Source organism: Methylovorus sp. MP688 (assembly GCF_000183115.1).
Taxonomy (GTDB): domain Bacteria; phylum Pseudomonadota; class Gammaproteobacteria; order Burkholderiales; family Methylophilaceae; genus Methylovorus; species Methylovorus glucosotrophus.
Map to the genome: position 1 here is coordinate 957,639 of NC_014733.1, position 25,553 is coordinate 983,191.

27 protein-coding genes are annotated in these 25,553 nt (G+C 56.6%); 15 read left to right on the plus strand and 12 right to left on the minus strand.

What is annotated here, in order from left to right:
- Positions 1-5: 5 nt before the first annotated feature.
- The 5 genes from MPQ_RS04720 (at position 6) to rluB (ending at position 4,061) form a co-directional block, all read left to right on the plus strand.
- Positions 6-1,208 carry a tryptophan--tRNA ligase gene (locus tag MPQ_RS04720; RefSeq protein ID WP_013441752.1) on the plus strand — a complete coding sequence of 401 codons (1,203 nt, stop codon included), beginning with the start codon at positions 6-8 and terminating at the stop codon, positions 1,206-1,208.
- Between the two features lie 7 nt (positions 1,209-1,215).
- Entirely contained in the window at positions 1,216-1,548 is a 333-nt protein-coding gene (locus tag MPQ_RS04725) for a multidrug efflux SMR transporter (RefSeq protein WP_013441753.1), read from the plus strand.
- Entirely contained in the window at positions 1,548-2,330 is a 783-nt protein-coding gene (locus MPQ_RS04730; protein WP_013441754.1) for a ScpA family protein, read from the plus strand. The genes MPQ_RS04725 and MPQ_RS04730 overlap by 1 nt, the downstream gene beginning before the upstream one ends.
- A 31-nt stretch (positions 2,331-2,361) precedes the next feature.
- Positions 2,362-2,898, plus strand: a complete 537-nt coding sequence (gene scpB / locus MPQ_RS04735; protein WP_369750512.1) for an SMC-Scp complex subunit ScpB — start codon at positions 2,362-2,364, stop codon at positions 2,896-2,898.
- Positions 2,899-2,972: 74 nt separating this feature from the next.
- Positions 2,973-4,061, plus strand: a complete 1,089-nt coding sequence (gene rluB, locus MPQ_RS04740) for a 23S rRNA pseudouridine(2605) synthase RluB (protein ID WP_013441756.1) — start codon at positions 2,973-2,975, stop codon at positions 4,059-4,061.
- A 31-nt stretch (positions 4,062-4,092) separates the two neighbouring features.
- On the opposite strand, the gene MPQ_RS04745 is transcribed toward rluB, so the two are convergent.
- The 10 genes from MPQ_RS04745 to MPQ_RS04790 all read right to left on the minus strand — a co-directional run bounded on the left by MPQ_RS04745 (position 4,093) and on the right by MPQ_RS04790 (position 15,163).
- Positions 4,093-5,253: a bifunctional diguanylate cyclase/phosphodiesterase gene (locus MPQ_RS04745; RefSeq protein WP_049821870.1), complete on the minus strand. Its 1,161-nt coding sequence runs from the start codon at positions 5,251-5,253 to the stop codon at positions 4,093-4,095.
- Positions 5,250-6,263: a diguanylate cyclase domain-containing protein gene (locus MPQ_RS04750; protein WP_041362052.1), complete on the minus strand. Its 1,014-nt coding sequence runs from the start codon at positions 6,261-6,263 to the stop codon at positions 5,250-5,252. Before MPQ_RS04750 ends, MPQ_RS04745 begins: the two co-directional genes overlap by 4 nt.
- The gene (locus MPQ_RS04755) at positions 6,253-6,777 is read right to left on the minus strand and encodes a YfiR family protein (RefSeq protein WP_013441757.1); all 525 of its coding nucleotides are present in this window, start codon (positions 6,775-6,777) and stop codon (positions 6,253-6,255) included. Before MPQ_RS04755 ends, MPQ_RS04750 begins: the two co-directional genes overlap by 11 nt.
- Positions 6,777-8,699 (minus strand): TonB-dependent siderophore receptor, encoded by a 1,923-nt coding sequence (locus MPQ_RS04760; RefSeq protein WP_013441758.1) that lies wholly within the window; start codon positions 8,697-8,699, stop codon positions 6,777-6,779. The genes MPQ_RS04755 and MPQ_RS04760 overlap by 1 nt, the downstream gene beginning before the upstream one ends.
- A 131-nt stretch (positions 8,700-8,830) precedes the next feature.
- A complete protein-coding gene (gene prmB, locus MPQ_RS04765) occupies positions 8,831-9,745 on the minus strand; it encodes a 50S ribosomal protein L3 N(5)-glutamine methyltransferase (protein WP_013441759.1) in 915 nt (304 codons plus the stop codon).
- A complete protein-coding gene (gene dapE / locus MPQ_RS04770; RefSeq protein ID WP_013441760.1) occupies positions 9,742-10,869 on the minus strand; it encodes a succinyl-diaminopimelate desuccinylase in 1,128 nt (375 codons plus the stop codon). Before dapE ends, prmB begins: the two co-directional genes overlap by 4 nt.
- The gene (locus tag MPQ_RS04775; protein WP_013441761.1) at positions 10,862-11,230 is read right to left on the minus strand and encodes an ArsC family reductase; all 369 of its coding nucleotides are present in this window, start codon (positions 11,228-11,230) and stop codon (positions 10,862-10,864) included. Before MPQ_RS04775 ends, dapE begins: the two co-directional genes overlap by 8 nt.
- Positions 11,231-11,393: 163 nt before the next feature.
- On the minus strand, positions 11,394-12,221 hold the full coding sequence (dapD, locus tag MPQ_RS04780) for a 2,3,4,5-tetrahydropyridine-2,6-dicarboxylate N-succinyltransferase (RefSeq protein ID WP_013441762.1): 828 nt from the start codon (positions 12,219-12,221) through the stop codon (positions 11,394-11,396).
- Between the two features lie 129 nt (positions 12,222-12,350).
- Complete coding sequence (locus MPQ_RS04785) at positions 12,351-13,190, minus strand: M48 family metallopeptidase (protein WP_013441763.1); 840 nt, start codon at positions 13,188-13,190, stop codon at positions 12,351-12,353.
- An 89-nt stretch (positions 13,191-13,279) separates the two neighbouring features.
- Complete coding sequence (locus MPQ_RS04790; protein WP_013441764.1) at positions 13,280-15,163, minus strand: potassium transporter Kup; 1,884 nt, start codon at positions 15,161-15,163, stop codon at positions 13,280-13,282.
- 317 nt (positions 15,164-15,480) lie between these two features.
- On the opposite strand from MPQ_RS04790, the gene MPQ_RS04795 reads away from it, so the two are divergent.
- Positions 15,481-16,098, plus strand: a complete 618-nt coding sequence (locus MPQ_RS04795; protein WP_013441765.1) for a PEP-CTERM sorting domain-containing protein — start codon at positions 15,481-15,483, stop codon at positions 16,096-16,098.
- A gap of 83 nt (positions 16,099-16,181) precedes the next feature.
- On the opposite strand, the gene xseA is transcribed toward MPQ_RS04795, so the two are convergent.
- Positions 16,182-17,384, minus strand: a complete 1,203-nt coding sequence (gene xseA / locus MPQ_RS04800; protein WP_013441766.1) for an exodeoxyribonuclease VII large subunit — start codon at positions 17,382-17,384, stop codon at positions 16,182-16,184.
- A gap of 60 nt (positions 17,385-17,444) precedes the next feature.
- Between xseA and MPQ_RS04805 the strand changes: the two genes are divergently transcribed.
- From MPQ_RS04805 to MPQ_RS04830, 6 genes are all read left to right on the plus strand, one after another.
- Entirely contained in the window at positions 17,445-17,945 is a 501-nt protein-coding gene (locus MPQ_RS04805; protein ID WP_013441767.1) for a disulfide bond formation protein B, read from the plus strand.
- Between the two features lie 11 nt (positions 17,946-17,956).
- Positions 17,957-18,844, plus strand: coding sequence for a cysteine synthase CysM (cysM, locus tag MPQ_RS04810; RefSeq protein ID WP_013441768.1), 888 nt, complete (start codon positions 17,957-17,959; stop codon positions 18,842-18,844).
- A gap of 12 nt (positions 18,845-18,856) precedes the next feature.
- The gene (locus MPQ_RS04815) at positions 18,857-20,719 is read left to right on the plus strand and encodes a hypothetical protein (RefSeq protein WP_013441769.1); all 1,863 of its coding nucleotides are present in this window, start codon (positions 18,857-18,859) and stop codon (positions 20,717-20,719) included.
- 13 nt (positions 20,720-20,732) lie between these two features.
- Positions 20,733-20,927, plus strand: coding sequence for a hypothetical protein (locus MPQ_RS13840; protein ID WP_013441770.1), 195 nt, complete (start codon positions 20,733-20,735; stop codon positions 20,925-20,927).
- A 10-nt stretch (positions 20,928-20,937) separates the two neighbouring features.
- A complete protein-coding gene (locus tag MPQ_RS04825) occupies positions 20,938-21,357 on the plus strand; it encodes a YdbL family protein (RefSeq protein WP_013441771.1) in 420 nt (139 codons plus the stop codon).
- 109 nt (positions 21,358-21,466) lie between these two features.
- Positions 21,467-22,246 (plus strand): 3'-5' exonuclease, encoded by a 780-nt coding sequence (locus MPQ_RS04830; protein WP_041362059.1) that lies wholly within the window; start codon positions 21,467-21,469, stop codon positions 22,244-22,246.
- Between the two features lie 99 nt (positions 22,247-22,345).
- On the opposite strand, the gene MPQ_RS14150 is transcribed toward MPQ_RS04830, so the two are convergent.
- Positions 22,346-22,471 (minus strand): hypothetical protein, encoded by a 126-nt coding sequence (locus tag MPQ_RS14150; protein ID WP_013441773.1) that lies wholly within the window; start codon positions 22,469-22,471, stop codon positions 22,346-22,348.
- 209 nt (positions 22,472-22,680) lie between these two features.
- Here MPQ_RS14150 and MPQ_RS04835 point away from each other — a divergent pair, with 209 nt between their 5' ends.
- From MPQ_RS04835 to MPQ_RS04845, 3 genes are all read left to right on the plus strand, one after another.
- Positions 22,681-23,271, plus strand: coding sequence for an RcnB family protein (locus MPQ_RS04835; protein WP_013441774.1), 591 nt, complete (start codon positions 22,681-22,683; stop codon positions 23,269-23,271).
- Between the two features lie 323 nt (positions 23,272-23,594).
- Positions 23,595-24,557 (plus strand): ABC transporter substrate-binding protein, encoded by a 963-nt coding sequence (locus MPQ_RS04840; RefSeq protein ID WP_049821872.1) that lies wholly within the window; start codon positions 23,595-23,597, stop codon positions 24,555-24,557.
- Positions 24,558-24,588: 31 nt separating this feature from the next.
- Entirely contained in the window at positions 24,589-25,551 is a 963-nt protein-coding gene (locus MPQ_RS04845) for an ABC transporter permease (protein WP_013441776.1), read from the plus strand.
- The last annotated feature ends 2 nt before the right edge of the window (positions 25,552-25,553 follow it).

Consider the following 25,553-nt stretch of genomic DNA (forward strand, 5'->3'; position numbering starts at 1 on the left):
ACATCATGGCGGTTGAGCGTGTTTTATCGGGGATGCGTCCCACAGGCAATCTACATCTTGGGCATTATCATGGCGTACTGAAAAACTGGACGCGCCTGCAACATGAGCATGAGTGCCTGTTTTTTGTGGCTGACTGGCATGCGCTGACCACCCACTACGACACCCCTGAAGTCATTGAGGAAAGTGTCTGGGAGATGGTGATTGATTGGCTGGCCGCCGGTGTAGATCCCGCCAGTGCCACCATTTTCATCCAGTCGCGCGTGCCTGAGCATGCCGAGCTGCACACCTTGCTGTCCATGATTACTCCGCTGAGCTGGCTGGAGCGCGTGCCTACCTATAAAGACCAGCAGGAAAAGCTCGCCAGTAAGGATCTCTCGACCTACGGTTTCCTGGGCTACCCTTTGCTGCAAAGTGCTGACATCCTGATTTACAAGGCCAGCCAGGTGCCGGTGGGCGAAGACCAGATTCCGCATATTGAATTCACGCGCGAGATCGCCCGTCGCTTTAACCATATTTATGGTCGTGAAAAAGGCTTTGAAGAAAAAGCCCAGGCCGCGATCAAGAAGCTGGGCAACAAGCGCGGCGCCTTGTACGAAGAGCTGCGCACCCGCTACCAGGAAAGCGGCGATGATGAAGCGCTGGAATCCGCCCGTGCCATGATTGATGAGCAACAGGGCATGAGCCTGGGCGACAAGGAGCGTTTGCTGGGTTACCTGGAAGGCGGCGGCAAGATCATCCTGCTGGAACCGGAATACAAGCTGACTCCGGCCTCCAAGATGCCAGGGCTGGATGGGCAGAAAATGTCCAAATCCTATAACAACACGATTTCATTGCGTGAATCGCCAGACGTGGTGGCCAAGAAGATCAAGACCATGCCGACCGATCCTGCACGTATTCGCCGTACCGATCCGGGTGATCCGGAGAAATGCCCGGTATGGCAGCTGCATGAAGTGTATTCCGACGACAAAACCCGCGAGTGGGTGCAGCAGGGCTGCCGCAGTGCTGGCATTGGTTGCATTGAATGCAAGACGCCGGTGATCGAGAGCGTGCTGGAAGAGCTGAAGCCCATACAGGAACGTGCGGCGCAGTATGCCGAAGACCCGATGCTGGTCAAGAATGTGGTAGCCGAAGGCTGCGAGCGCGCCCGCAAGCTGGCACGCGAGACCATGCGGGATGTGCGCGAGGTCATGGGCCTGAATTACTCTTGAAGCAGATATGAACCACTGGCTTGCGCTTGGTATTGCAATCATCGCTGAGGTGATTGCCACCACGGCCCTCAAATCCACCGAGGGCTTCACCCGCCTGGTGCCCTCGCTCATGGTGGTGGCAGGCTATGGCACTGCGTTTTATTTCATGACAGTCAGCCTGCGCGTGTTTCCGGTCGGCATTATGTATGCCATCTGGGCTGGCGTCGGCATCGTGCTGGTGGCCATCCTGGGCTGGGTGTTCTACAAGCAATCGCTGGATTGGCCGGCCATACTCGGCATTGCGCTCATCATCAGCGGTGTCATCGTCATTCACGTGTTTTCGCGCGCAGTGGCTCACTGATGCAGACCCAGCTCGCAATTGACGTTCGTATCTATGGCGAGCAACTCGACACCATACCGCAGGATCTCTATATCCCGCCCGATGCGCTGGAAGTTTATCTGGAAGCCTTTGAAGGGCCGCTGGACCTGCTGCTTTACCTGATCCGCAAACACAATCTGGATATCCTGGATATTCCCATGGCGGAGCTCACGCGCCAGTACATGGACTATGTGGAAAAGATGCGCGCCACCAAACTGGAGCTTGCGGCTGACTATCTGCTGATGTCCGCCATGCTGATCGAGATCAAGTCACGCATGCTGTTGCCCAAGCCCGCGGATATTGAGCAGGAAGATGATCCACGCGCCGAGCTGGTCCGCCGCCTGATGGAATACGAAGCCATCAAGCTGGCTGCGCAACGCCTGGATGAGATGCCACAGGTCGGGCAGGAGATCGTGGTGGCACATGCCTATTTTGAGCAGATTACCGTGGCAGGCCCGCCCGGCATCAGTTTTGAAGACCTGGTGGCGGCCTGGCAATCGGTATTGCAGCGAGCCAGCCATTTTCAACACCACCGTGTCGGCCGCGCCGAACTCTCGGTGCGCGAGCACATGAGCCTGGTGTTGCGCCGATTGCAGCGCGATGGCATGGTGGAATTCATGGATCTGTTTGATGTGGTGAATGATGGTCTGCCCAAGCTGGTCGTGTATTTCCTGGCGATACTCGAGCTCGCGCGCGAAGGGTTGGTCAAGATCACCCAGCAGGCCTCATTTTCGCCCATTTATTTGCAAGCACAGGAGCGATAGCGTTTTGCAGGAACCGCTGAATACCGCGCAAATGAAACAAATACTGGAAGCCGCCTTGCTCACCGCCGGGCAGCCGCTTTCGCTGGATGAGTTGCTGCGCCCCTTTGATGGCCGCATGGAGCGCGCCACCTTGCGCATGCTGCTGGATGAGCTGAAGGCTGATTGGCAGCAGCGCAGCATGGAGCTGGTGCAAGTGGCCAGCGGCTGGCGCTTTCAGGCGCGTCCAGAGTTTTCGCTGTATCTTTCACGCATCAGTCCGGAGCGCCAGCAGCGCTACTCACGGGCGGCGATGGAGACCCTGGCCATCATCGCCTATCGCCAGCCGGTGACGCGCGGCGATATTGAGGAAATCCGTGGCGTGGCGGTCAACCCCAACATCATGCGCCAGCTGATCGAGCGCAACTGGATTGATGTGGTTGGCCAGCGCGATGTGCCGGGGAGGCCATCGTTATATGCCACCACCAAGACTTTTCTGGATGATCTGAACCTGCGCTCGCTGTCTGAATTGCCCGCGATGGAGAACTTCAGCCAGCAGGATATTCTGTTTGAGCCGCCGCAACCCGAGTAGCTCCTGCAAGTTTTAATTTTTTAGCGCTCTGGTTGCCCGTATAATAAGCACTTAATTATTCAGGCAAGATTCAGATGGCACGTCCCTTCAAACAGCAACGCAACCCCGGCAATATCAAACCCACTGCTTCCGTCAGTACCGATCCGGATGCAGTGCCACAGCGCCTGCACAAGCTGCTTGCGCTGGCAGGCCTGGGCTCACGTCGCGAGATGGAAGAGCTGATTCTGAGCGGCCGCATCACCATCAACGGCAAGGTGGCCGAGGTAGGTGCTGCCGTAGTGCCTGGCGATGTGGTGCGCTTTGATAGCCGCCCGGTGCATCTGCCATTTGAGGCCGAGCTGGCCCAGGTGCTGATCTACCACAAGCCTGAAGGCGAAATCGTCAGTCAGGATGACCCGGAAAAACGCGCTACCGTATTCGACAAGCTGCCCCGTGTGCGCGGCGCCAAATGGATTGCCATTGGCCGTCTCGATATCAATACCTCCGGCTTGCTGATTTTCACCACCTCAGGCGAATTGGCCAACCGCTTCATGCATCCGCGTTACGAAGTGGAGCGCGAATATGCCGTGCGCATTTTTGGTGAGCTGACCGAAGGTGAAATGCTGCAGCTGACGCAAGGCATTGAGCTGGAAGACGGCCCGGCCAGTTTTGACAGTATTCGCCCCCAGGGCGGTGAAGGTGCCAATCACTGGTATCAGGTTATTCTGCGTGAAGGCCGTAACCGTGAAGTGCGCCGTTTGTTCGATGCTTTCCAGAAGCCGGTCAGCCGTTTGATGCGCGTGCGCTTTGGCCCGGTCAATCTGCCACCACGCCTGAAGCGCGGCCAGATGCTGAATCTGGACCCCAAGGAAGTGCTGGGCTTGCTGGAGTGGGCGGGCTTGCCCTTGCCCAAAGCGCCGTTGCGTCAGCGTACCGCGCGTGAAAAAGAGAAAGCCGGGCAGGTATTTACTCCTAAAGCCCGCCGTGCCGCGCCTGAACGCGAGCCTCGCGCCGAGGGCACAACAGGCCGTCCAGCCTATGGCGCTCGCCCGGATGCAGCAGGCCGTGCCGATGGCAGAAAAACCAGCACCAGCCCGGCGCGCAAACCTGCGCAATCACGCCGTATTCGTCAGGATGCCGATATCCCCGCGCCGCGTTCGCGTCGCCCTGCCACCAAGCGTTAAGCGCCTGGCAAGGCCTTAACCAAGACCTTAACTAAGTCATATCCCGGCCGAGCTGCTGGCAAATCAGCCGCTCGGCATCGTCTGCCGTCACCGGTGGGCTGAACAGATATCCCTGGATTTTTTCGCAGCCATTTGCCCGCAAAAATTCGGCCTGGGCTTGCGTTTCCACCCCTTCCGCCACCGCACTCAGCTTGAGTGTTTTTGCCAGTGCCAGTATCGCTTGGGCAATGGCGCTGCCTTCCGGATCATCGGGCAAGCCCTTGATGAAGCTGCGATCGATCTTGATGGTATTGATGGGGAACTGCCGCAGATAGCTCATGGATGAGTAGCCGGTGCCAAAGTCGTCAATGGCGATATCCAGCCCGGCCTGACGCAGCATGTGCATTTTTTCGATCATCACGCTGGACTGATCCATCAGCACGCTTTCCGTCAGTTCGATATTGAGCAGTCTGGCGTCAAGCCCGACCTTGTTCACCATATTGACGATGTTCTGCACGATATTCGGGTGGTGGAACTGGCGACCTGAAAAATTCACATTCATGATCAGACCGCTTGCGTAGCGTTCCTGCCAGGCTTTCGCCTGCAGGCAGGCGGTTTCCAGTACCCACTCGCCAATCTGCATGATGAGCCCGGAGGCTTCGGCCAGCGGGATGAACACATCAGGGCGTATATTGCCCAACTCGGGCTGGTGCCAGCGCAACAGGGCTTCGAAACCGACGATCTTGCGGGTTTCCAGCGCAATGATGGGTTGGTAGTAAAGCTCCAGCTCATGACCGGGTAGGGCTTTTTGCAGCATGGACATCAGCTTTTCCTGCTGGTGCGCCGAGTCTTCCAGCTCACGCGAGTAATAGCGGAAGGTATTCTTGCCATCGGCCTTGGCCCAGTACATGGCGGTATCCGCATTGCGCAACAGCCCGGATACATGGTCGGCATCGGCGGGGAAGTTGCTGATGCCTATGCTGGCACCGACAAATACCTCGTGCGCGTTAATGACAAACTTTTCCGAGAACAAGGCGATGATGGCGCTGGCGGTGGCGTCAATCGCCGATAGCGGCTGATCGCGCAGGATAATGGCAAACTCATCGCCGCCTATGCGACAGAGGATGCTGCCCGGCACCAGGGTTTGCAGTATGCGACTGCCAGCCTCCCGCAACAGGCTGTCACCGGCCAGATGCCCCAGGGTATCGTTCACGCTCTTGAAGTTATCCAGATCAATAAACAGAGGATGCTGCCCGGCACCAGGGTTTGCAGTATGCGACTGCCAGCCTCCCGCAACAGGCTGTCACCGGCCAGATGCCCCAGGGTATCGTTCACGCTCTTGAAGTTATCCAGATCAATAAACATCAGGTAGCAGCTTTGCTGGCGCTGGGCCGCATGTTCCAGCATCAGCGTCAGTTGTTCATTGAAGAAATGCCGGTTGGGCAGGTGCGTGACCGTATCGTAGTAGGCGAGTTTATCCAGCTGCTCTTCGGCCAGCTTGCGTTGCGAGAGTTCATCTTCCAGGCGCTTGCCATGGTTGTACAAACTCAGCAGCATGCCGTCTATGCCTTTGGCCAGGGTGCCGAATTCGTCACGCCGTGCCATGTTGGTACGCAAGCCGTAGTTCTGCTCGGCGGAAACGCGGCTGACAAAGGTGGTGAGCGAACTCAATGGTTCGGTAATCAGCAGGTTGAGCCGTGCCGCAATCAGGCGCGCAGCCAGCATGGCGAGCAGACCCGCCATCAACACCACCAGGGCAAACAGCCCCAGGCGCGCATTCAGCTTGTTGAGGTTGATCTCGATATACAGAATGGCCAGCGGCTTTTGTTCCAGTATCAGCTCATAACGCCGGTTCATGCGATGCAGCCCGGTATAGGGAATGCGAATATCCGGTGCATGCGGATTTGCTTCCTTGGCGTAATGGCTGAAGCGGCTACCGTTGTAGAGGTAGACTTCGGCGCGATTGATGCTGGGTACCAGTCGCAGGCTGGACAGTATCTCGTCTGCAGTTTTTTTGTCTTCAAATGCCACCGCGGCGCTGAGGTTGCTTTTCAGAATCTCGGCCTGGGCATTGAGGTCATTCTCGATATCGGTCAATGCGCTCTGATACTGAAATACCAGCATGACGGCAAACACCACGATCAAGGCGGTTGCCGTGACGATGAATTGTAAAATCAGCAGCTTGGTGCGTATCGAGCTGATGTTGAAACCTTTATGTGCCATCGTCTTCCTTGCGTACGGTCTTGGCCAGCCTCAGCAGTTTGGAACTGATGGTGAGGTTGGCGCGCCTGGACTGCACCAGGTCCACATTAAAGCTGAGGCGTTTGTTTTCCACATTCATCTGAATCATGGCCTGGCTCTGGCTGCCTTCACCTACGATCAGCACCGGGCTGCCAGCCAGTCTTGTCAGCATCTGACGGGTTCCGGAGTCCGTGGCCTTGCCTATGTAAAGCAGCTGGCATTCGTCGGTGTCACGCTGCATGGGTTCGATAATGCGCAGGCTACGGCCGTTGATCTGCTTGCTGGCGAGCAGGCGCACATTCACCAGCGTGGCCTGGTTAGGCAGCAGGCATATATTGAGCGTATCGCGGCCATTGTCCGGCCACTCGGTAAATACCACGAAGTTGTAGAGATAGGCGGCGCGCATATCGCTGATCGGGATTACATCTTCCCCGTGGCTGCGCAGGATGGGCAGCAGGGAGGCAGCAAGCAACAGGAACGCGCGGCGGGTCAGCATCACTTGAAGTCGTAGATGCATTGCAGCCAGAAGGTGCGGCCGTTCTGGGCGATGCGATCGGGAAGCATGTAGCTGGAAGCGGCCACGGCGTAATCACGATCCAGCAGGTTTTTCAGGCTGGCCGAGACTTCCAGATTGGGGATCACCTGACGCGATACCAGCGTCAGGTTAACCAGCGTATAAGAGGGCAGGGTGGCCCGGCTATCGTCCGGGCGCTGCCCCATGTACAGCACTTCCAGGCCGGAATTGAGGCGCGGCCCGAGAAGCGGATAGGAAACACTGCTTTTCGCCATGTGGCGCGGCGAGTTGATCATCTGCTTTCCGCTAGGGTCGCGGTTATCCTGCCAGGCATAGCTGGCGCGCATATAGGCACCATTGTCCCAGTGCTGTTCCAGCTCGATGTCGGCGCCACGGGCATGGCTGTCTGGCCAGTTGAAATACTGCAGGGTGTTGCCATTGACGTAGGTTTCACCGATGCGACGCTGGGTCTGATAGTGGTAGAGCGAGCTCAGGATGCGGATATTGGGCAGTGGGCGATGTTCAAGCACCAGTTCATAGGCTTTGACCAGCTCGTTTTTCAGGTCGGGGTTTTCGCGCTGTATGGTGCGGTCGCTGTAGTACTTTTCGTAGACATTGGGCCGCCTGAACGCGGTGGAGTAGGAGGCTTTCAGCATCGTCATGCCACTGAGCTCATAGGCCAGGCCGGCGCGTGGCGAAACCTGGTGCAGATGATCATTGCCCATGTCCAGCCGGGCGCCATAATTCAATGTCAGCCGGGGCGAGATACTGTATTCATCCTGAATATAACTGCTGACCGTCTGCGTCTGGCGATGCAGGGTGCCCGTCGGCAACTCGAAATCCTGCTGATAATCCTGGCGATACTCCCCGCCCATGAGCAGGCGATGGCCGCCAAAGCGCGTATCTACAAACTTGATATCCGTGCCCCACCAGCGTCCGATTCCGCGTTCGCTGAACAGCTCGCCGTCATACATGTAGCGGCCGGCATTGCGGTATTGGCCGTAGTAGGTACGCAACGACATCTTGAGCACCGGGCTCAGCGTGTCATCGTATTTGAGATTGAGGAAACCACTGGCGTCGCCCAGGCTGCTGGGCTTGGCGTTGAAATCCGCACTGTAGGCGGCCGTGGGGTCATCCTTGTAGCGGGAGACATAGCCGCCTTCCATCGACCATTGTTCGTAACTGCCCTTGATGAAGTAGCGGCGATTGCGTTCGCCATCCAGATCACGGGCCACGCCATCGCTGCCACCGCTGGCAAACTCCTTGAAATGCAGGTTTTGCCCGGCGCTGTAAAAGGTGGAGGCGGACATCAGCACATCCGCGCCGTTATCCAGCACCTTGCCATAGGTAATGCGCTGTTTGCGTCCCTGATAGCTGGAAAACTCGGTGCTGACCTGGGTGCCGTCAAATTGCTGGCCGGTTTTGGTAATGATGTTGATGATGCCGTAGAAGGCACCGTTGCCATAGGTCACGGACCCCGGCCCTGACACATATTCCACGCGCTCGATCAGTTCGGTATCCAGCAGGCCATCCTGCCCGAGGTATGCCGAGTTGTACAGGTTGTCGTTGGCCTGAAAACCATCAATCAGCAGCATGACGCGCCCGGGATAATCGCCAGTGCGGCCGAATCCGCGGCCACCCATGTAGTCATACTGGCGGTCATTTGACACTTGCAGGCCGCGCATGCTGGCGAGAATGTCGGCCAGCGTGCGGTAACCGAACAGCTTGATGTCTTCGGCCGTCACGATACTGACGGCGGAGGATGACTGGCTGATCTGCTGCGAAATGCTGGCAGCCGTCTGCACATCCGTTTCGACCAGTTGTTCCAGGGGAATGTCAGTGATATCGCCAGCGGCCAGCGCGGGGCCTGGCAGTACGGCAAGGCTGCCAAGCAGGCAGGCCATGAGGGAACGGCTTGAGATCAGGATATGCATGCCAGATAAATCGTGTGGTACAAACAGTTTGGGCTAGCGCAGCGTGTGGTATGCGGTAGCCTTTTTGTCGTGTATGGCCTGATCCTTGAGGTTGAAATCAATTAAGCGTTGGCGGGCAGGGGGAGCTGCTCTTTGCTGAGCAGAAACACAAACTCATTGCCGGACTCCACTTCCAGCCAGGTAAACGGCAGGTCGGGATAGGCTTCATGCAGGGCATCGCGGTTATGGCCGATTTCCACGATCAGCAGGCCGCCGTCATTCAGGTGATGCCAGGCTTCACGCAACAGGGTGTGGGTATGCTCGAGGCCATCAGTACCGCTGCCCAGCGCGATCTGCGGTTCGTTGCGATACTCTTCCGGCAGTTGTGCCATGGAGGGGGCATCGACATAAGGCGGGTTGCTGATGATGAGGTCGTAAGTCTTGCCTTGCAGCGCGCTGAACATATCGGACTGGATGGCCGTTATCTGATCCTGCAGCCCGTAGTTGGCGATATTGATATTGGCGACCGCCAGGGCATCGGTGGAAATATCCACTACATCGACTTCGGCATTGGGGAAGGTGTGCGCCAGCAACACGCCCAGGCAGCCACTGCCAGTGCAGATATCGGCTGCGCTTTCCACCATTTCGGGGTAATCAATCCAGGGTGACAGGCCATCTTCCAGCAGCTCGGCGATGAAGGAACGCGGCACAATGACGCGCTCATCCACATAGAACTTGAAGCCCTTGAGCCAGGCCTCGCGCACGAGGTAGGCGGTGGGCACGCGTTGTTCGACACGGCGTTCCAGCAGATGCGCCAGATGCTTGCGTTCGGACTCCAGCAAGCGGCTATCCAGGAAATTATTCAGTGTGTCGTGCGGCAGATGCAGCGCGCTCATGATGAGCCAGACGGCTTCATCATAGGCATTGTCGGTGCCATGGCCAAAGAAAATGCCGGCCTCTTCAAAACGGCTGACGGCGAAGCGCAGCCAATCGCGGATGGTGATCAGCTCTTCGCTCAAACGAGGGTAGTGGGTCATGTCAGCAGGGTTTCCATAGTCAGGCGGTAGGCGTCTTTCAAGGGCTCGATATCGGCCACGCCAACGCATTCATTCAGTTTGTGGATGGTGGCATTCAATGGGCCGAATTCAACGATCTGGCTGGCAATATCGGCAATGAAGCGACCATCGGAGGTGCCACCGCTGGTCGAGAGTTCCGGCGTGACACCAAAGGCGGTTTCAATGGCGGCGCTGATGGCTTCGACCAGCGTGCCCTTGGGCGTGAGGAAGGGCTTGCCGGAAAGCTCCCATTGCAGGTCGTATTCCAGTGCGTGCTTGTCCAGAATGGCATGCACGCCCTCGCGCAAGCCTTCTGCCGTGCTCGCCGTTGAAAAGCGGAAGTTGAACTGGATGGTGACTTCACCCGGCACCACATTGGTGGCGCCAGTGCCGCCGTTCATATTGGAGATCTGCCAGGAAGTGGGCGGGAAGTATTCATTGCCGCTATCCCACACGGTGTCGGCCAGCTCCTTGATTGCCGGGGCTACCAGGTGAATGGGATTTTTGACCAGATGCGGGTAGGCGATGTGGCCTTGCACGCCCTTGACGACCAGTTTGCCGGAGAGCGAACCGCGGCGGCCATTCTTGATCATGTCGCCGACGACTTTGCTGGAGGTGGGTTCGCCGACGATGCAGTAATCAATCAGCTCGCCGCGGGCTTTCAGCGCCTCAACGACCTTGACCGTGCCATGAGTGGCAATGCCTTCCTCATCTGACGTGATCAGAAGGCCAATCGAGCCTTGATGATCCGGATGCCGGGCAACAAATTCCTCAATGGAGGTAATAAACGCCGCCAGCGAGGTTTTCATGTCGGCCGCGCCGCGCCCATACAACATGCCATCCTTGATGGTGGGCTCAAAGGGCGGGGTATGCCATTGGTCGACCGGGCCGGTAGGCACCACATCGGTATGGCCTGCGAAGACCAGTAGCGGGCTTGCGGTGCCGCGTCTCGCAAAGAAATTGTCGACATCGCCAAAGCGCATGCGCTCAATTTTGAAACCCAGCGGTTCTAGCCGCGAAATCAGCAGTTCCTGGCAACCCAGGTCTTCTGGCGTGACCGAGCGCCGGGCAATCAGGTCCTGGGCCAGGTCTAGGGTTTTACTCATGGTTCAGCAGCTTTCCGTAGGTGGATTCATCGAAACCCAATGCCAGCAGTTTGCCATCAGCGACCAGAACCGGGCGTTTGATGACGGAGGTTTTATCCTGCATGAGGCGTATGGCAGAGGTATTATCGGTGACCGCGGATTTTTCTGCTTCCGGCAGATTGCGCCAGGTCATGCCGCTACGGTTGACCAGTTTTTCCCAGGAGGTTTGTGTCAGCCATTGCTGCAGGGTGCTGGCGTCTACCCCCAGCTTTTTGAAGTCATGGAATTCATAAGCCACCTGGTGTTCATCCAGCCAGCTGCGTGCTTTTTTCACGGTGTTGCAATTGGGTATGCCGTAGAGTTTCATCTGCCTGTCTGACATCAAATAATCAAATACCGATTTTAACAGCCCGGCCCTGGCTTTAGGCGGGCATTATCAACGGGTGTTCTGCCATGTGTATTGTCATGGGTGCAGGAATGGAAAAGGCTAACCCAGGTGGCACCCAGGTTAGCCTAGCAATCACAGCAGCCCTGCAATTCCTGCGTTAGATGCCGCGCAGCAATTCGTTGATGCCGACCTTGCCCAGCGTTTTGGCATCAACCTTCTTCACGATCACGGCGCAGTACAGGCTGTAGCTGCCATCCTTGGAGGGCAGGTTGCCGGATACCACGACGGAGCCCGCAGGTACGCGGCCATAGGTGATGCTGCCGGTTTCGCGGTCATAAATCTTGGTGCTCTGGCCTATGTAAACGCCCATGGAGATCACGCAGTTGTCTTCTACCACCACGCCTTCCACCACTTCGGAGCGGGCGCCGATGAAGCAATTGTCACCGATGATGGTAGGACCAGCCTGGATGGGCTCCAGCACGCCACCAATGCCTACGCCGCCGGACAAGTGCACATTCTTGCCGATCTGCGCGCAAGAACCGACAGTCGCCCAGGTGTCGACCATGGTGCCTTCGCCGACGTAGGCGCCGATGTTGACGTAAGACGGCATCAGCACAGCGTTTTTGGCGATATAGGAACCGCGACGCACGATGGCGTTAGGTACCACGCGGAAGCCACCGGCCTTGAAATCGGCTTCGGTGTAATTGGCAAACTTGGGAGGCACTTTGTCGAAGTATTTGGTCACGCCATCATCCAGCAGGACGTTGTCTTCCAGACGGAAAGACAGCAGCACGGCTTTCTTGATCCACTGGTGCGTCGTCCATTCCTGGGTATCGCCCACGCGTTCGGCAACACGCAGCTTGCCCGCATCCAGATCAGCCAGCACGCTGAATACAGCATCCTTGACTTCGGCCGTGGCGGTGGCAGGGGTAATGTCGGCGCGACGCTCAAATGCGTCTTCGATGATGGCTTGCAATTGACTCATGAATGTTCCCGGATAAATGCGTAAAAACCGCTATTTTAACTCAAAGAGCCCGCTTGATCTGCCTAATTGCAGTTATGCGAGGCGGAATGTGAAGTGAGGCTGCCGGACATGGCAGCCTCCTGGTCAGGCTTACTTTTTACCGCTGATGGCTTGCTGGTAAAGCGGCATCACGGTGGGGATCAGCGATTTGATATCCGCAATCCGACTCTCGTCAGAAGGGTGGGTGCTGAGGATTTCCGGTGGCTTGGAGCCGCCTTGCTGCCCCATCTTTTCCCACAGCGTAACGGCGGCATTGGGGTTGTAGCCCGCACGAGCGGCCAGCTCCAGGCCCATTTCATCGGCTTCGTGTTCGGCCGTGCGGCTATTGGGCAGCGTCAGCGCTACCGCCGCCACAGCACCACCCAGCGCCAGGGTTTTGGTGGCATTGTCCGCACTCTTGGTGGAAAGGCCAATCAGCGCAGCAGCGCCGAGCAGGCCATATTGCTGCACCTTGGCACGCGACATCTGCTCCCGCACATGCTCACGCAGCGCGTGCGAGATTTCATGCCCCATCACCGCAGCCAGTTCGTCATCGGTCGGTTTGATCTGGTCAAGCAGGCCGGTGTACACCATAATCTTGCCGCCTGCCATGCAGTAGGCGTTGATCTCCTTGCTTTCCTGCACATTGATTTCCCATTTCCAGTTCAGGGCATCCGGCCGGAATACGCCTACCTGGGCGATCAGACGTTGCGCGATGGCGCGCACACGCTGGGTTTCCTTGCTGTCCGTATTCAGCAGTTTTTTCGATTCTGCTTCTTTGAGCGTCTGCTGGTAGGCGAGTGCTGATTGCTGCTCGGCTTCCTGTTCCGATACCAGGCCGACATATTGTTTGCGGTCCACACCGACGGCGCCAGACTTGGTTGTGCTGGTGGTGGCGCAACCACTCAGCGTCGTGGCAACGAGAAACGCCAGAATCAGGGTCTTCCTCATGTTGATCTCCTGCTGAATTTCATGGGTACTAAGTGAATGTGTGCCATTGGGATGGCATCGTTTTACTGTTTATTGTGGTTATTTCTTCATTACAAGGTCACCTGCGCTCCCAGCTCAACGACACGGTTAGGCGGCAACTTGAAATGGTTGGTAACGCTATCGGCGTTACGGAACATGGTGATGAACAGTTTCTCACGCCAGAATGCCATCTCAGAGTGACGCGCGGGGAACAAGGTTTCCTTGCCGATAAAGAAGGAGGTGTCCATGGTCTCCAATTCCAGACCCTGTTCGGCGCATAGCTCCAGATCGCGCGGCAGATCGGATTCGTCCTTGAAGCCATAACGCACGCTGACGCGGTAAAAATCATGTGGCAGGGCTTCGACGATGATGCGTTCGCGGCGCGAGATAAACGGTTCATCCTCAATCTTCACGGTCAGCAACACGACCTTTTCATGCAGCACCTTGTTGTGCTTGAGGTTATGCAGCAAGGAATGGGGCACACCGTAGGGATTTGGCGTCATGTAAATGGCATTGCCCTGCACGCGGGTAGGCGGGAAGCTGCCAATCGCATCGACAAAAGGCGCCAGCTCCATGGCTTCACTCTTCAGGCGGCGGAACAGAAGGTCACGCCCGGTTTTCCAGGTGGTCATCAAGGTAAAAATGACAATACCGATCAGCAGTGGGAACCAGCCGCCATCGGGGATTTTGAGTACATTGGCACCGAAGAAGGCTAGGTCGACGGTCAGAAAGACGGCAATCAGCGAGCCAGTACGCAGCCAGCTCCAGCCCCAGATGCCATGGAACACAACGCCCGCCAGTAGGGTCGTGATCACCATATCGCCAGTAACGGCAATGCCATACGCGGCGGCAAGATCACCTGATGAACCAAAGCCCAGTACCAGCGCCATGACGGCCAGCATCAATCCCCAGTTGACGCGGGGGATGTAAATCTGCCCTTGTTCCTTATCTGACGTGTGCATGACCGGCATGCGGGGCAGATAGCCAAGTTGCAATGCCTGGCGCGAAACCGAGAATGCGCCGGAAATGACGGCCTGGGCGGCAATCACGGTCGCTACCGTAGCCAGAATGATCAAAGGAAACAGCAACCACTCAGGCGCCATCAGGTAAAACGGATTTTTAACGGCGGCATTGTCATGCAGGATCAGCGCGCCCTGGCCAAAGTAGTTGAGCACCAGCGCTGGCAGCACAAAGCCGAACCAGGCAAGGCGGATGGGTTTTTTGCCAAAATGCCCCATGTCGGCATACAGCGCTTCAGTGCCAGTAACGGCCAGTACGACCGAGCCCAGCGCCACAAAAGCCACCCAGGGGGCCGCAGCAAAAAAGCGCACTGCATAAATCGGACTCAATGCCTGCAGCACAAGCGGTTCGTGCATGATGTTGACCGCACCCAACACCGCCAGCGTACCGAACCACAGCACCATGATAGGCCCAAAAAAAGCACCCACGAGCGCGGTGCCTTTGCTTTGTACCCAGAAGAGAATGAAGATGACGACCATGGTGATCGGGATGATGGCGCCATGCATGTGCGGCGCGGCTACTTCCAGACCTTCCACCGCGGAAAGTACCGAAATGGCGGGGGTGATCATGCCATCCGCGTAAAACATGCAGGCCCCGAGAATACCAATCAGCATGATCATGCGCTCTTTGCGCACATTGCCTGCCACGTTGCGACTTGCCAATGCCAGCAGCGCCATGATGCCGCCTTCGCCGCGGTTGTCTGCCTTCATGATGAAGGCCACGTATTTCACCGACACGATCATGATCAAAGACCACAGGATCAATGACAGGATGCCGAAAATATTGTCATGCGTCAGCGGCACCGGGTGCGGGCTGACAGCAAACACTTCTTTCATCGTGTAAAGCGGGCTGGTACCGATGTCTCCATATACAACGCCAAGTGCAGCCAATGCCAGGGCAGGGAGCGGGGTCTTGCCGGTTTTTGCGGATTCCATTCAGACAGGCTTCTGATAATAGTTTGCAAATTTTAACAGGGTTCAAAAAATGCCTGTCCAGCTTTTTATGATTATTTTTGTTATGCAAGCCAGTCCTCTGCAATGTTTCACGCGAAAAAACGACACAAAAATAGCCATATTTTCATTTATAAACAGGTGCTTGAATTTTTTTAATCAAACGGACTATTGCTGGACATAGTCCGGTTTTCTACTATTCGTTCCACAAGCTTGCTCTGATGCCATTCCAGAGCTCGGGGGCTTTAGGTTTTTTGTAATTATTTTAATGGCTTACATAAAAAACACGGGGAAATTCAATCATGAATAAAATCAAAATCGGTTTGCTGATCGGTCTGGAGAACTTTATCCCTGACACCGATGCCACGTTCACCGCTGTTGGTGGCAAGTTCGAGAAGAAAACCCAGGACGGCTACACCGGTGTAGGCATTTCTGGCAAGACCGCTGGTGAAATCGATATTGGCGAGCGCATCGATGTATCGTTCACCAAGAACATCATCATCACCAACATCACGCTGGGTCTGCTGTTTGATGGTCCTGAGTACGGCGATGTGAATGAAAAGGCCAAGATCACGGCGACTTTCCTGGACGGTACCAAGTCTGACTTCTTCCTGACAGCGACGGGTCTGAAGACGGCAACCTGGACAGGTCCTGGTACCGTGAGCAACATCAGTGAAGCCAGCTACGGCGAAGGCGCACTGTGGGCAATTGCCAATCCGTTTGGTGACAAGCAGGTGAGCGCACTGTCCTTTACTGCTGTATTGGGTACATGTGGAAGTGGTGCATGCAACAACCAGTCTGACTACGTTCTGCACTGCATTTCGGCCGTACCAGAGCCTTCAACCTACGCCATGATGATGGCAGGTATTGCAGCTGTTGGCTTCAGTGCTCGTCGCAAGGCCAAGAAAACCCAAGCTTAATCTGCTTGCGTTGATCTGAAAAAGCCCGGTGCAAACCGGGCTTTTTTTATGTCTATTGAGCTAATTCAAATGGTTTCCGTGCATTACTGAGGATGGACCTGATCTACCGTTGTCTTGACCAGGCCATCGGAGAGTTGCAGTGTTATCCCCTTGCCCTTTTGCAAGGTCTGGACGGATTTCAGCAGGCTGCCATCTTCCGCATAGGCCAGCGTATAGCCTCTGCTGAGAATGGCTTGAGGATTAAGGTGCACCAGGTTTTGCTGCAGGGTTTGCAATTGGCGGGTTTGGCGATCCAGCTTCTGGCGCATGGCTTGTTGCAGGCGCCATTGCCATTGCTGCAGTTGATGGCCGCGGTGGGCGATCTGTTGGCTGGGGGAGAGCAGGCGGCGGGTGAGGTAGTCCATATGTTGCATACGCTGGTTGAGCAGCTGTTGCATGGCACGGCTCAGGCGACGGCTGAGTTGCGCTTGTGCTTGCAGCAGGGCCTGGCGGTCGGCACTGACCAGTTCGGCTGCAGCGGTGGGGGTCGCGGCGCGAACATCGGCAGCAAAGTCAGCGATGGTGAAGTCGGTTTCATGGCCGACGCCGCTGATCACCGGCATGCTGCAGCCGTGGATGGCGCGGGCGACGATTTCTTCATTGAATTGCCACAGGTCTTCCATGCTGCCACCGCCACGGCAGACGATCAGCACATCGACTTCGGCGCGGGCGCTGGCGGTTTCAATGGCGGCAGCAATCTGCGCGGCGGCGCCTTTGCCTTGCACCGGGGTGGGGTAAATAATGACTTCCAGCGAGGGCATGCGCCGTCGCAAGGTACTAAGCACATCGCGCAGGGCCGCGGCATCGGGCGAGGTGACGATGCCGATGCGTTGCGGATGTGCAGGGATAGGGCGTTTCAGCGCAGCATCAAACAGCCCTTCGGCTTGCAGCTTGGCCTTGAGTTTTTCGAAAGCCTCGAACAGTGTGCCGAGGCCTGCGCGTTGCAAAAACTCGATGGTGAGCTGAAAATCGCCGCGGGCTTCATACAGGGTGACCAGTGCGCGTGCTTCTACCTTGTCGCCTTCGCGTGGTTGCCAGTCTAGATAGCTGTTGCGGCCGCGAAACATGACGCAGCGCACCTGGGCGCCTGCATCCTTGAGTGAAAAATACCAATGACCGGAAGCGGCACGCGTGAGGTTGGATATCTCGCCCGAGACCCAGAACAAGGGAAATGCACGTTCCAGTGTGTCGCGAGCCAAACGATTCAGCTCGGTCACGGTCAATATGCGGGGCGCTGATTCAGCCATTTCGGTGCTTACCTGTAATCCGTTACAATGGCTCGATTATAAAGTGTTGAGGAAATCTCCATGACAATAAAATTCCTGCAAGGCAGAACCGGGTATGTGCTGGGCTTTATTGCCAGCTTTGGTCTGGTGGCCTTTGCCTTGTATATCCAGCAAAAACACAATCTTGAGCCTTGTCCGCTCTGCATCTCGCAGCGCATTGTCTACATGGTGCTGGGCGTGCTGTTTTTGCTGGCGGCCTTGCATAATCCCAAGGCGGCAGGTCGCAAAGTATATGGATTGCTGCATTTTGCAGCGGCTGTGACCGGCGTGGTGATCGCTGCGCGGCACATGTGGATACAGGCTAATCCGGACAAGGTGATGGCCGAGTGTGGCGCGGGCTTTGACTATCTGTTTGAGAGCTTCCCCATGAAAAAAGCCATGGAACTGGTGTTCAAGGGCACCGGCGAATGCTCGGCGATAGACTGGACGTTGTTTGGCCTGACCATTCCGCAGCTGTCGCTGATTGCGTTCTCGGCGCTGGGCCTCTATGCGGTCTATCTCGCATTCCTGAAAAAGAACTGAATTCAATTTTTATGTATAAAACCCTGGAAGATTTTGTCGGCAATACGCCGCTGGTTCAACTCAAGCGTTTGCCTGGCAATACCAGCAATACCATATTGGTGAAGCTGGAAGGCAATAACCCCGCCGGGTCGGTAAAAGACCGGCCAGCGCTGTCCATGATCAAGCGGGCCGAAGCCCGTGGCGATATCAAGCCGGGCGATACCCTGATCGAGGCGACTTCTGGCAACACCGGTATTGCATTGGCCATGGCGGCGGCGATGCGCGGTTACAAAATGGTGCTGGTCATGCCGGAAAACCAGAGCCTGGAACGGCGCCAGACCATGAAGGCCTTTGGTGCCGAGCTGGTATTGACCCCACGCGATGGCAGCATGGAGCTGGCGCGCGATGTGGCGATGAAGCTGCAAGCGGAAGGCGAGGGCATCGTGCTGGACCAGTTTGCCAATATGGATAATCCGCTTGCGCATTACGAGGGCACCGGCCCTGAAATCTGGCGTGATACTGGCGGCAAGGTCACACACTTTGTCTCCAGCATGGGCACTACCGGCACCATTATGGGCACTTCGCGCTACCTCAAGGAGCAAAACCCGGCCGTGCAGATTATCGGCGTGCAGCCGGAAGAAGGCGCGCAGATTCCTGGCATCCGCAAATGGCCGGAAGCTTACCTGCCCAGCATTTACGAGGCAGGCCGCGTCGATGAACTGGTGTATGTGAGCCAGGCTGATGCGGAAAAAACCACGCGCAAGCTTGCCAGCGTTGAGGGCATATTCGCTGGTATCTCATCGGGTGGCGCCCTCCACGCCGCCCTGCAATTGTCAAAAAAGGTCGAAAACGCCGTGATCGTGTCCATCGTGTGCGATCGTGGTGACCGCTATCTCTCCACCGGGGTATTCCCCGGTTAAGCCAGGCCAGCCGTGATCACGCGACGCGATCTGCCTGGTTTGCGTATCACGGTTGGCTGCTGGCGAGCCTCATTAAGCCTGATTCCGCTCATTGTTTTCACGGGCATTGCCTGGTCGCCGTGTCTCGCCATGGCCGCCAGCAGCCTGACCATTGAAGCCGACAAGGTAGAGGCGGAGGGCTGGCAGGCCAAAGCCGTGAAGCTGGTGCTGGCACCAGCCCAGCGTCCGGCGCTTGCTCTTGGCAGCCAGATCAAGCTTGCCAAGGCTCAGGCATGGAGCAGCCTGCATGCCGAGTGCGGGCAGATCAAATTGCCTGCCGGGCGTGGTGCATGGTCATGCCAGCAAGGTCTGGTCACCGCCGATCGTATTCGACTTCCGTTTAACCTCACTCTTGATACAGCCCCCGTCGCCGGTCGGCCCGCCTTGCGGCTGGATGCGCAGGTGCAGGATGCCCAGTTCAGCGATGCTGCCGGTTTGCATGCCGCTGAAAAACTACATGCCCGTGCGCAAGTGCAGGCGCGACAACAAGCCGGGCGTTGGCTATGGGATGCGGCCATCACCTGGTCAGGCGGCGAATTGTTCTGGCAGCCGCTCTATATGCAAGGCCAGGGGCAAACGCTGAATGCCGCTGGCACATGGGATGCGCAGGCCTTGCAGTTGGACAGGGCTGCATTGCAGTTGCCCGGCGTGGCGACCGTGCAGGCGAGCGGCAAGTGGTCAGCGCCTGAGCGGCAATGGCAAACCCTGCATGTGGATGTTCCGGATATGGATCTGGCCAAGGCTTATCCTGCGCTGCTGAAACCCATGATGGAGCAGAGTGCCCTTGGGCATGTGGAGATGGCCGGCAATATTGCGCTAAAGGCAGGCTGGCTGGCAGGGCAACTCCAAGCATTCCAGCTGCGCCTGCGCGATGTGGATATGGAAGACGAGCAGCATCGCTTCGCCTTTTACAAGCTGAATGCGGATATCCCCTGGGATTACGACCAACCACAGTCTGCAACGATGGACTTTGCCGGTGGGCATCTGCTCAAAGTGCCCTTGGCCGCGAGTCAGTTGCAGGCTGAGGTCAACCGCTATGCGCTGACCGCCCCTGAGCTGCGGCTGAATATACTGGATGGCGCGCTGGTGTTATCGGATGTCTCTGCGGCCACGCTGGGCGGACAGTGGTATTGGCATCTGCGCGCCAACCTCACGCCTCTGGATATGCCCGAGCTAAGCACCGCCCTGGGCTGGCCGCGCATGGCGGGCAAGGTGGCGGCCTCTATTCCCATGGTGACTTACAACGCCGGCACGCTGACCACGGATGGGGTGCTGGGCTTCAATCTGTTTGATGGCAGCATCAGCGTGAATAATCTGGGCATGCAAACGCCGTTGGGCAGCAGTCCGCGCCTGCATGCCGATATCGAAATGCGCAATCTGGACCTGGGGCATCTCACCCGCACTTTTTCCTTTGGTGCCATTGAAGGCAAGCTGGATGGCGATATCCAGCATCTGGAGCTGCAGAACTGGCAACCCGTGGCATTCGATGCCGTACTCAAGAGCAGCCCCGGGAAGTATCCGCGCAAGATTTCGCAGCGTGCTGTGGAAAATATCTCGGCCCTGGGCGGTGCGGGGGCGGCGGCTGCCATACAGCGCAGCGTGCTGCGGTTTTTTGATCAATTCAATTATGAAAAACTGGGCTTGAGTTGCCGCCTGCATGCCGATGTATGCACCATGGACGGCGTGGCGCAGGGGCCGCAAGGCTATGTCATCGTCAAAGGCAGTGGCATCCCGGCCATTACGGTCATGGGGTACAATCGCCAGGTCGGCTGGAGCGAGCTCGTGAGCCGCATCCGGCGCGTCACCGAGAGCAATGTCAAACCGGTGATTCAATAGGAGAAATCAACACATGAAACATTTGTACTGGGCGCTGCCCGCCGCATTGCTGCTACCTGCCTGCGTCACCATCAATATTTACTTCCCTGCGGCTGCCGCTGAGAAAGCCGCCGATCGCATCATCGATGATGTCTGGCAACTGCAGGACAAAAAAGTGGCCCCGACTGCCCCGGCTAGCGAAATACCTGCCGTTCAACCCGCACCATAAAGGATTCCCCATGAAAAATATCATTATCGTCTTCAGTCTTATGATGAGCATGTGGCTGTCATTGAGCCCGGCATATGCGGCGGCAGATCTTGAGATCAATACGCCCGCCATCAGCGCCATCAAAAACAGCATGCAGGCGCGCCATGCTCAGCTGGCGCCGTTTTACAGCAGCGGCGCGGTGGGATTTTCGCGCGATGGCCTGGTGGCCGTGCGTGATGCCGCGTCAGTTCCGCTAGCGCAGCGGCAGGCCCTGAATAGCCTGGTAGCGGCCGAAAACAAGGATCGCAACGCGCTCTACGCCGAGATTGCCAATGGCAACCAGCATCCCGAATGGGAGCCGGAAATCCGCGCCACCTTTGCCAAACGCTGGGCTGATAAGGCACAGGGCGGCTGGTGGGTGCAGGATGGCAGTGGCTGGGTCAAAAAGTAAGCTCGCGGACAGCTGGCTTCAACACCCATCTGGCTAGCCTTTTTATAACCCAGCTTTATAACCCAGCGCCTCACCGTGCCTTTTCACCAGATATTCACCGAGTGACACCATGACCCCGACCCTTGTGTTCGATATTGAAACCATCCCCGATGTTGACGGCCTGCGCCGCCTGTACGATCTGCCGCCTGACACTTCCGCCGAAGATGTCGCCCGCATTGCCTTTCATCAGCGCCGCCAGCAAAACGGCAGCGAGTTTTTGCCGCTGCAACAGCATAAGGTGGTGGCGATTTCATGCGCCATGCGCGAAGGGGATAGCTTTCGGGTGTGGACGCTGGGCGCTGCGGATGCCCCCGAGCGCGAGATCATTCAGCGATTTTTTGATGGCATTGAGAAGTACAAACCGAATGTGGTGTCATGGAATGGTGGCGGCTTTGACCTGCCTGTGTTGCATTATCGCGGCTTGATTCATGGCGTGCAGGCGAGCTGCTACTGGGATATGGGCGAAGATGATAGAGACTTCAAGTGGAACAACTACATCAGCCGCTACCATACGCGGCATCTGGACTTGATGGATTTGATGGCGCTGTATCAGGCTCGCGCCAATGCACCGCTGGATCAGATCGCACAGCTATGCGGTTTCCCTGGCAAGCTCGGCATGGATGGCTCCAAGGTGTGGGATGCCTATTGCTGCGGTGAGATTGAAGCCATACGCAATTACTGCGAGACCGATGTGGCAAATACCTACCTGGTCTACCTGCGCTTTCAGCTGATGCGCGGGCATCTTAACCCTGAGTCTTATGCCAGCGAAATCGCGCTGGTGCGTCAAACACTGGCTGCCAGTGAAGGGCCGCACTGGAAAGAATTTCTGGCGGCGTGGGCGGGGGAATAAACCTTGTCTGCGGGCGAGTCTGGCTGCCCCGTTATTTAGTGCAGCCACGCAAATTTGCGATAGCAGGCTGTCCCGCAGACCGGGCTTAAATAGCGGCGCTTATTGCTGGCTCGCAGTGTAGCGGGGCACTTCCAGATTCTGAATATTCATTTCTCCCGAGGCGATTCCGCTCAACACTGGGCCGAAAAGTAAAAAAGCCAGTAGTAAATGAACAAACTTTTCCATGATGAATTCTCCCGGTTCAACAAGTTAAAAAAAGTAAAAAAGTGTTGATGGAAGATTAAAATGGCTGGTGTCTGGTCCATATCCGACATAAGCTGATTCTCATGTAGGAATGCAGGAAGCAACGCCTGACCGCAAAGGCGTGGTGAATATAACAAGCGGATCAAAAGCTTAATATAAAAAATCGGGGTTTGATATCCATGGAGAGCACAATGCAAAACAATAAATTAGCGAATCTGGCGGCATGCCTCTGTCTGATGGGCGGGCTGGCACTCTCTGCCCCCGCCTTTGCTGGCAAGCCGGATGGAGCAGGCCACGGCAATGGCAATGGACAAGGTCAGAAACATGGCGGGCCGGACCGTGGCGGACGTGATAATGACGGACCAGGCGGGCGTCCCGACGGCGGCGACCGTGGTGGTGATCGTGGTGCGCACAAGGGCGGTGACCGCGGTGGCGACCTTGATCACCATGGCGGCGACGTACGTGTGGGCATGTATTTTGGCGATCAGCAACGCACCATCGTGCATGATTACTATGGCGAACAATTCCGCGGCGGCCATTGCCCACCGGGACTGGCGAAGAAACACAACGGTTGCATGCCACCCGGCCAGGCGCGCAAATGGCGCAAAGGCTATCCATTGCCACGGGATGTTGTGTATTACGACTTGCCACCGCGCATTATTGTTGACCTCGGCGCGCCGCCGGCCGGATATAAATATGTGCGTGTTGCTGCCGATATCCTGCTGATTGCGGTTGGCACCGGCATGGTGGTGGATGCCATAGACGACTTGAGCCGCATGTAAGTTTTTTTAAAGAGACGTGTCATCGCAAAAAGCCCCGGATCACTCCGGGGCTTTTTCTTTTTCGTGTGCATCAAACATGGTGCATGTGCGCTATTTTTGCACGTCCATGGTGCCATGCGCCTGATGCTGAATTTGGTATTGCATCAAGCAATATTCTGGTAAAAATCAAATAAAAACATCAGCATGTAAATATTTTTCACGTTTGTGTGATGGGTGGCATAACGGTTGCTTTGGTATTACTGAAATTCATTTTCGTAATACTAACCAGGAGAGCCATTGTGATATCACTTTTACCATCTTCAGGCATTAAAAACATTGCACGCATGGCGGTATTAGCCGCCGGTTTCTGTTTTACTTTATCTTTCACTATGGCGGCCGAAGCCGCCGCACCGCTCAAGATCGGCTATAGCGACTGGCCGGGCTGGGTGGCATGGCAAGTGGCCATCGAAAAAGGCTGGTTCAAGGAAGCTGGCGTGGATGTGAAGTTTGACTGGTTTGATTACTCCGCTTCCATGAATGCCTTCAGCGCTGGCAAGATCGACGCCGTCACCGTGACCAATGGCGATGCACTGGTTACCGCCGCCGGTGGTGCCAAAAACGTCATGATCATCGTCACTGATTATTCCAATGGCAACGACATGATTGTCGGCAAGCCTGGCATCAAAAGCCTGAAAGACCTGAAAGGCAAGAAAATCGGTCTTGAGCTGGGTCTGGTAGAGCACCTGCTGCTGCTGAATGGCCTGCAAAAAGCGGGTCTCAAGGAAAGCGATGTCACGCTGGTGAATACGCCTACCAACGAAACCCCACAAGCACTGGCTTCCGGCGACCTGGCGGCGATTGGTGCATGGCAGCCCAACTCTGGCGAAGCCATGAAGCGCGTTCCCGGTGCCAAGCCTATCTACACCTCTGCCGATGAACCCGGCCTGATCTACGACGTGTTGACCGTCAGCCCAGCCAGCCTCTCCAGCCGCCGTGCGGATTGGGAAAAAGTCGTGAAGGTCTGGGCCAAGGTAGTGGATTACATTAATGACCCCAAAACCCAGCCTGATGCAGTGAAGATCATGGCCGCTCGCGTGGGTATCAAGCCAGAAGCCTACCTGCCATTGCTGAAGGGCACCCGTCTGCTCACCCTGGACGAAGGCAAGGCCATCATGGTGAAGGCCGATGGCTTCAAGTCGCTGTACGGTTCTTCCAAGATCGTGGATGACTTCAACGTCAAAAACGCCATCTACAAGAAGCCGCAAGACCTGAACAAGGCGATTGATCCTACGCTGGTCAGCAAGTAAGTCATCCGTTATCAGGCGCAGGGAGAAGGTTATGGGTTCCAATTGGTTTGCAGTGCGGCAGGAGTTGACGCCAGAGCGTCGCAAATTCCTGGTAATTGCATCGTTTCTACTGCCTCTGCTGGTGTGGGCGTTGGTCAGCTATGTGCCGTTTATCTGGCACCCCATGGTGAAGGTGACTTCACCGGGCGACGTGGATTATTTCCAGGTCGACATGCTGGTCAACAAAGCGACCTTCGAGGAAGAAACGGCCACCATGCAGGAAGAGGGCAAGCAGCTGCCACTGGGCATCCCCTCCAACCCCATTTACCTGCCGCCTCCGCACAAAGTGGTGGAAGCCTTGTATACCGCTTTCACCACGCCACCGGTGCAGCGCGACGGCCTGTGGTTGCACCAAAGCCTGTGGCAAAGCATACAGGTGATTTTCTGGGGCTTTGTCATCTCATCGCTGGTCGGGGTGCCGCTCGGCATCCTGGCGGGCACCTATAGTGCGGTATCGCGTTTGTTTGAACCGTTTATCGAGTTTTTCCGTTACCTGCCCGCCCCGGCGTTTGGCGCCCTGGCCGTGGCAGTGCTCGGTATTTACGATGGCCCCAAGATCGCCATCATCGTGATTGGTACCTTCTTTCAACAGGTGCTGATCATCAGCAACACCACACGCAAACTGGATTATTCGCTGCTGGAGGCCGCCATGACCCTGGGCACCAGCCGCTGGAAACTGCTGCGCCATGTCGTGATCCCGGGTGTGCTGCCCGAGTTGTATCGCGATCAGCGCATTCTGCTGGGCTGGGCCTGGACTTATCTGATCGTGGCCGAACTGATCGGCACCTCGTCCGGCATCACCTGGTTCATCACGCAGCAGGCACGCTATGAGCACTTTGAAAACGTGTACGCCGCCATTTTGATTATCGGCATTATCGGTCTCGGCACGGATATGGTGCTGGCCCGCCTGGGCAAGCGTCTCTTCCCCTGGGATAAACCGGCGAACAAGGAGTAGGC

Excerpts from the sequence above, each read along its gene's own strand:
- MPQ_RS04840 (WP_049821872.1), top strand. The coding sequence starts at position 23,595 with ATGGCGGTATTAGCCGCCGGTTTCTGTTTTACTTTATCTTTCACTATG.
- MPQ_RS04725 (WP_013441753.1), top strand. The coding sequence starts at position 1,216 with ATGAACCACTGGCTTGCGCTTGGTATTGCAATCATCGCTGAGGTGATT.
- rluB (WP_013441756.1), top strand. The coding sequence starts at position 2,973 with ATGGCACGTCCCTTCAAACAGCAACGCAACCCCGGCAATATCAAACCC.
- MPQ_RS04825 (WP_013441771.1), top strand. The coding sequence starts at position 20,938 with ATGAAAAATATCATTATCGTCTTCAGTCTTATGATGAGCATGTGGCTG.
- MPQ_RS04730 (WP_013441754.1), top strand. The coding sequence starts at position 1,548 with ATGCAGACCCAGCTCGCAATTGACGTTCGTATCTATGGCGAGCAACTC.
- MPQ_RS04835 (WP_013441774.1), top strand. The coding sequence starts at position 22,681 with ATGCAAAACAATAAATTAGCGAATCTGGCGGCATGCCTCTGTCTGATG.
- MPQ_RS04760 (WP_013441758.1), bottom strand. The coding sequence starts at position 8,699 with ATGGCCTGCCTGCTTGGCAGCCTTGCCGTACTGCCAGGCCCCGCGCTG.
- MPQ_RS04750 (WP_041362052.1), bottom strand. The coding sequence starts at position 6,263 with ATGGCACATAAAGGTTTCAACATCAGCTCGATACGCACCAAGCTGCTG.
- dapE (WP_013441760.1), bottom strand. The coding sequence starts at position 10,869 with ATGAGTAAAACCCTAGACCTGGCCCAGGACCTGATTGCCCGGCGCTCG.
- scpB (WP_369750512.1), top strand. The coding sequence starts at position 2,362 with ATGAAACAAATACTGGAAGCCGCCTTGCTCACCGCCGGGCAGCCGCTT.
- MPQ_RS14150 (WP_013441773.1), bottom strand. The coding sequence starts at position 22,471 with ATGGAAAAGTTTGTTCATTTACTACTGGCTTTTTTACTTTTCGGCCCA.
- xseA (WP_013441766.1), bottom strand. The coding sequence starts at position 17,384 with ATGGCTGAATCAGCGCCCCGCATATTGACCGTGACCGAGCTGAATCGT.
- dapD (WP_013441762.1), bottom strand. The coding sequence starts at position 12,221 with ATGAGTCAATTGCAAGCCATCATCGAAGACGCATTTGAGCGTCGCGCC.
- MPQ_RS04775 (WP_013441761.1), bottom strand. The coding sequence starts at position 11,230 with ATGTCAGACAGGCAGATGAAACTCTACGGCATACCCAATTGCAACACC.
- prmB (WP_013441759.1), bottom strand. The coding sequence starts at position 9,745 with ATGACCCACTACCCTCGTTTGAGCGAAGAGCTGATCACCATCCGCGAT.
- MPQ_RS04795 (WP_013441765.1), top strand. The coding sequence starts at position 15,481 with ATGAATAAAATCAAAATCGGTTTGCTGATCGGTCTGGAGAACTTTATC.
- cysM (WP_013441768.1), top strand. The coding sequence starts at position 17,957 with ATGTATAAAACCCTGGAAGATTTTGTCGGCAATACGCCGCTGGTTCAA.
- MPQ_RS04805 (WP_013441767.1), top strand. The coding sequence starts at position 17,445 with ATGACAATAAAATTCCTGCAAGGCAGAACCGGGTATGTGCTGGGCTTT.
- MPQ_RS04830 (WP_041362059.1), top strand. The coding sequence starts at position 21,467 with ATGACCCCGACCCTTGTGTTCGATATTGAAACCATCCCCGATGTTGAC.
- MPQ_RS04790 (WP_013441764.1), bottom strand. The coding sequence starts at position 15,163 with ATGGAATCCGCAAAAACCGGCAAGACCCCGCTCCCTGCCCTGGCATTG.
- MPQ_RS04785 (WP_013441763.1), bottom strand. The coding sequence starts at position 13,190 with ATGAGGAAGACCCTGATTCTGGCGTTTCTCGTTGCCACGACGCTGAGT.
- MPQ_RS04845 (WP_013441776.1), top strand. The coding sequence starts at position 24,589 with ATGGGTTCCAATTGGTTTGCAGTGCGGCAGGAGTTGACGCCAGAGCGT.
- MPQ_RS04755 (WP_013441757.1), bottom strand. The coding sequence starts at position 6,777 with ATGCTGACCCGCCGCGCGTTCCTGTTGCTTGCTGCCTCCCTGCTGCCC.
- MPQ_RS04720 (WP_013441752.1), top strand. The coding sequence starts at position 6 with ATGGCGGTTGAGCGTGTTTTATCGGGGATGCGTCCCACAGGCAATCTA.
- MPQ_RS13840 (WP_013441770.1), top strand. The coding sequence starts at position 20,733 with ATGAAACATTTGTACTGGGCGCTGCCCGCCGCATTGCTGCTACCTGCC.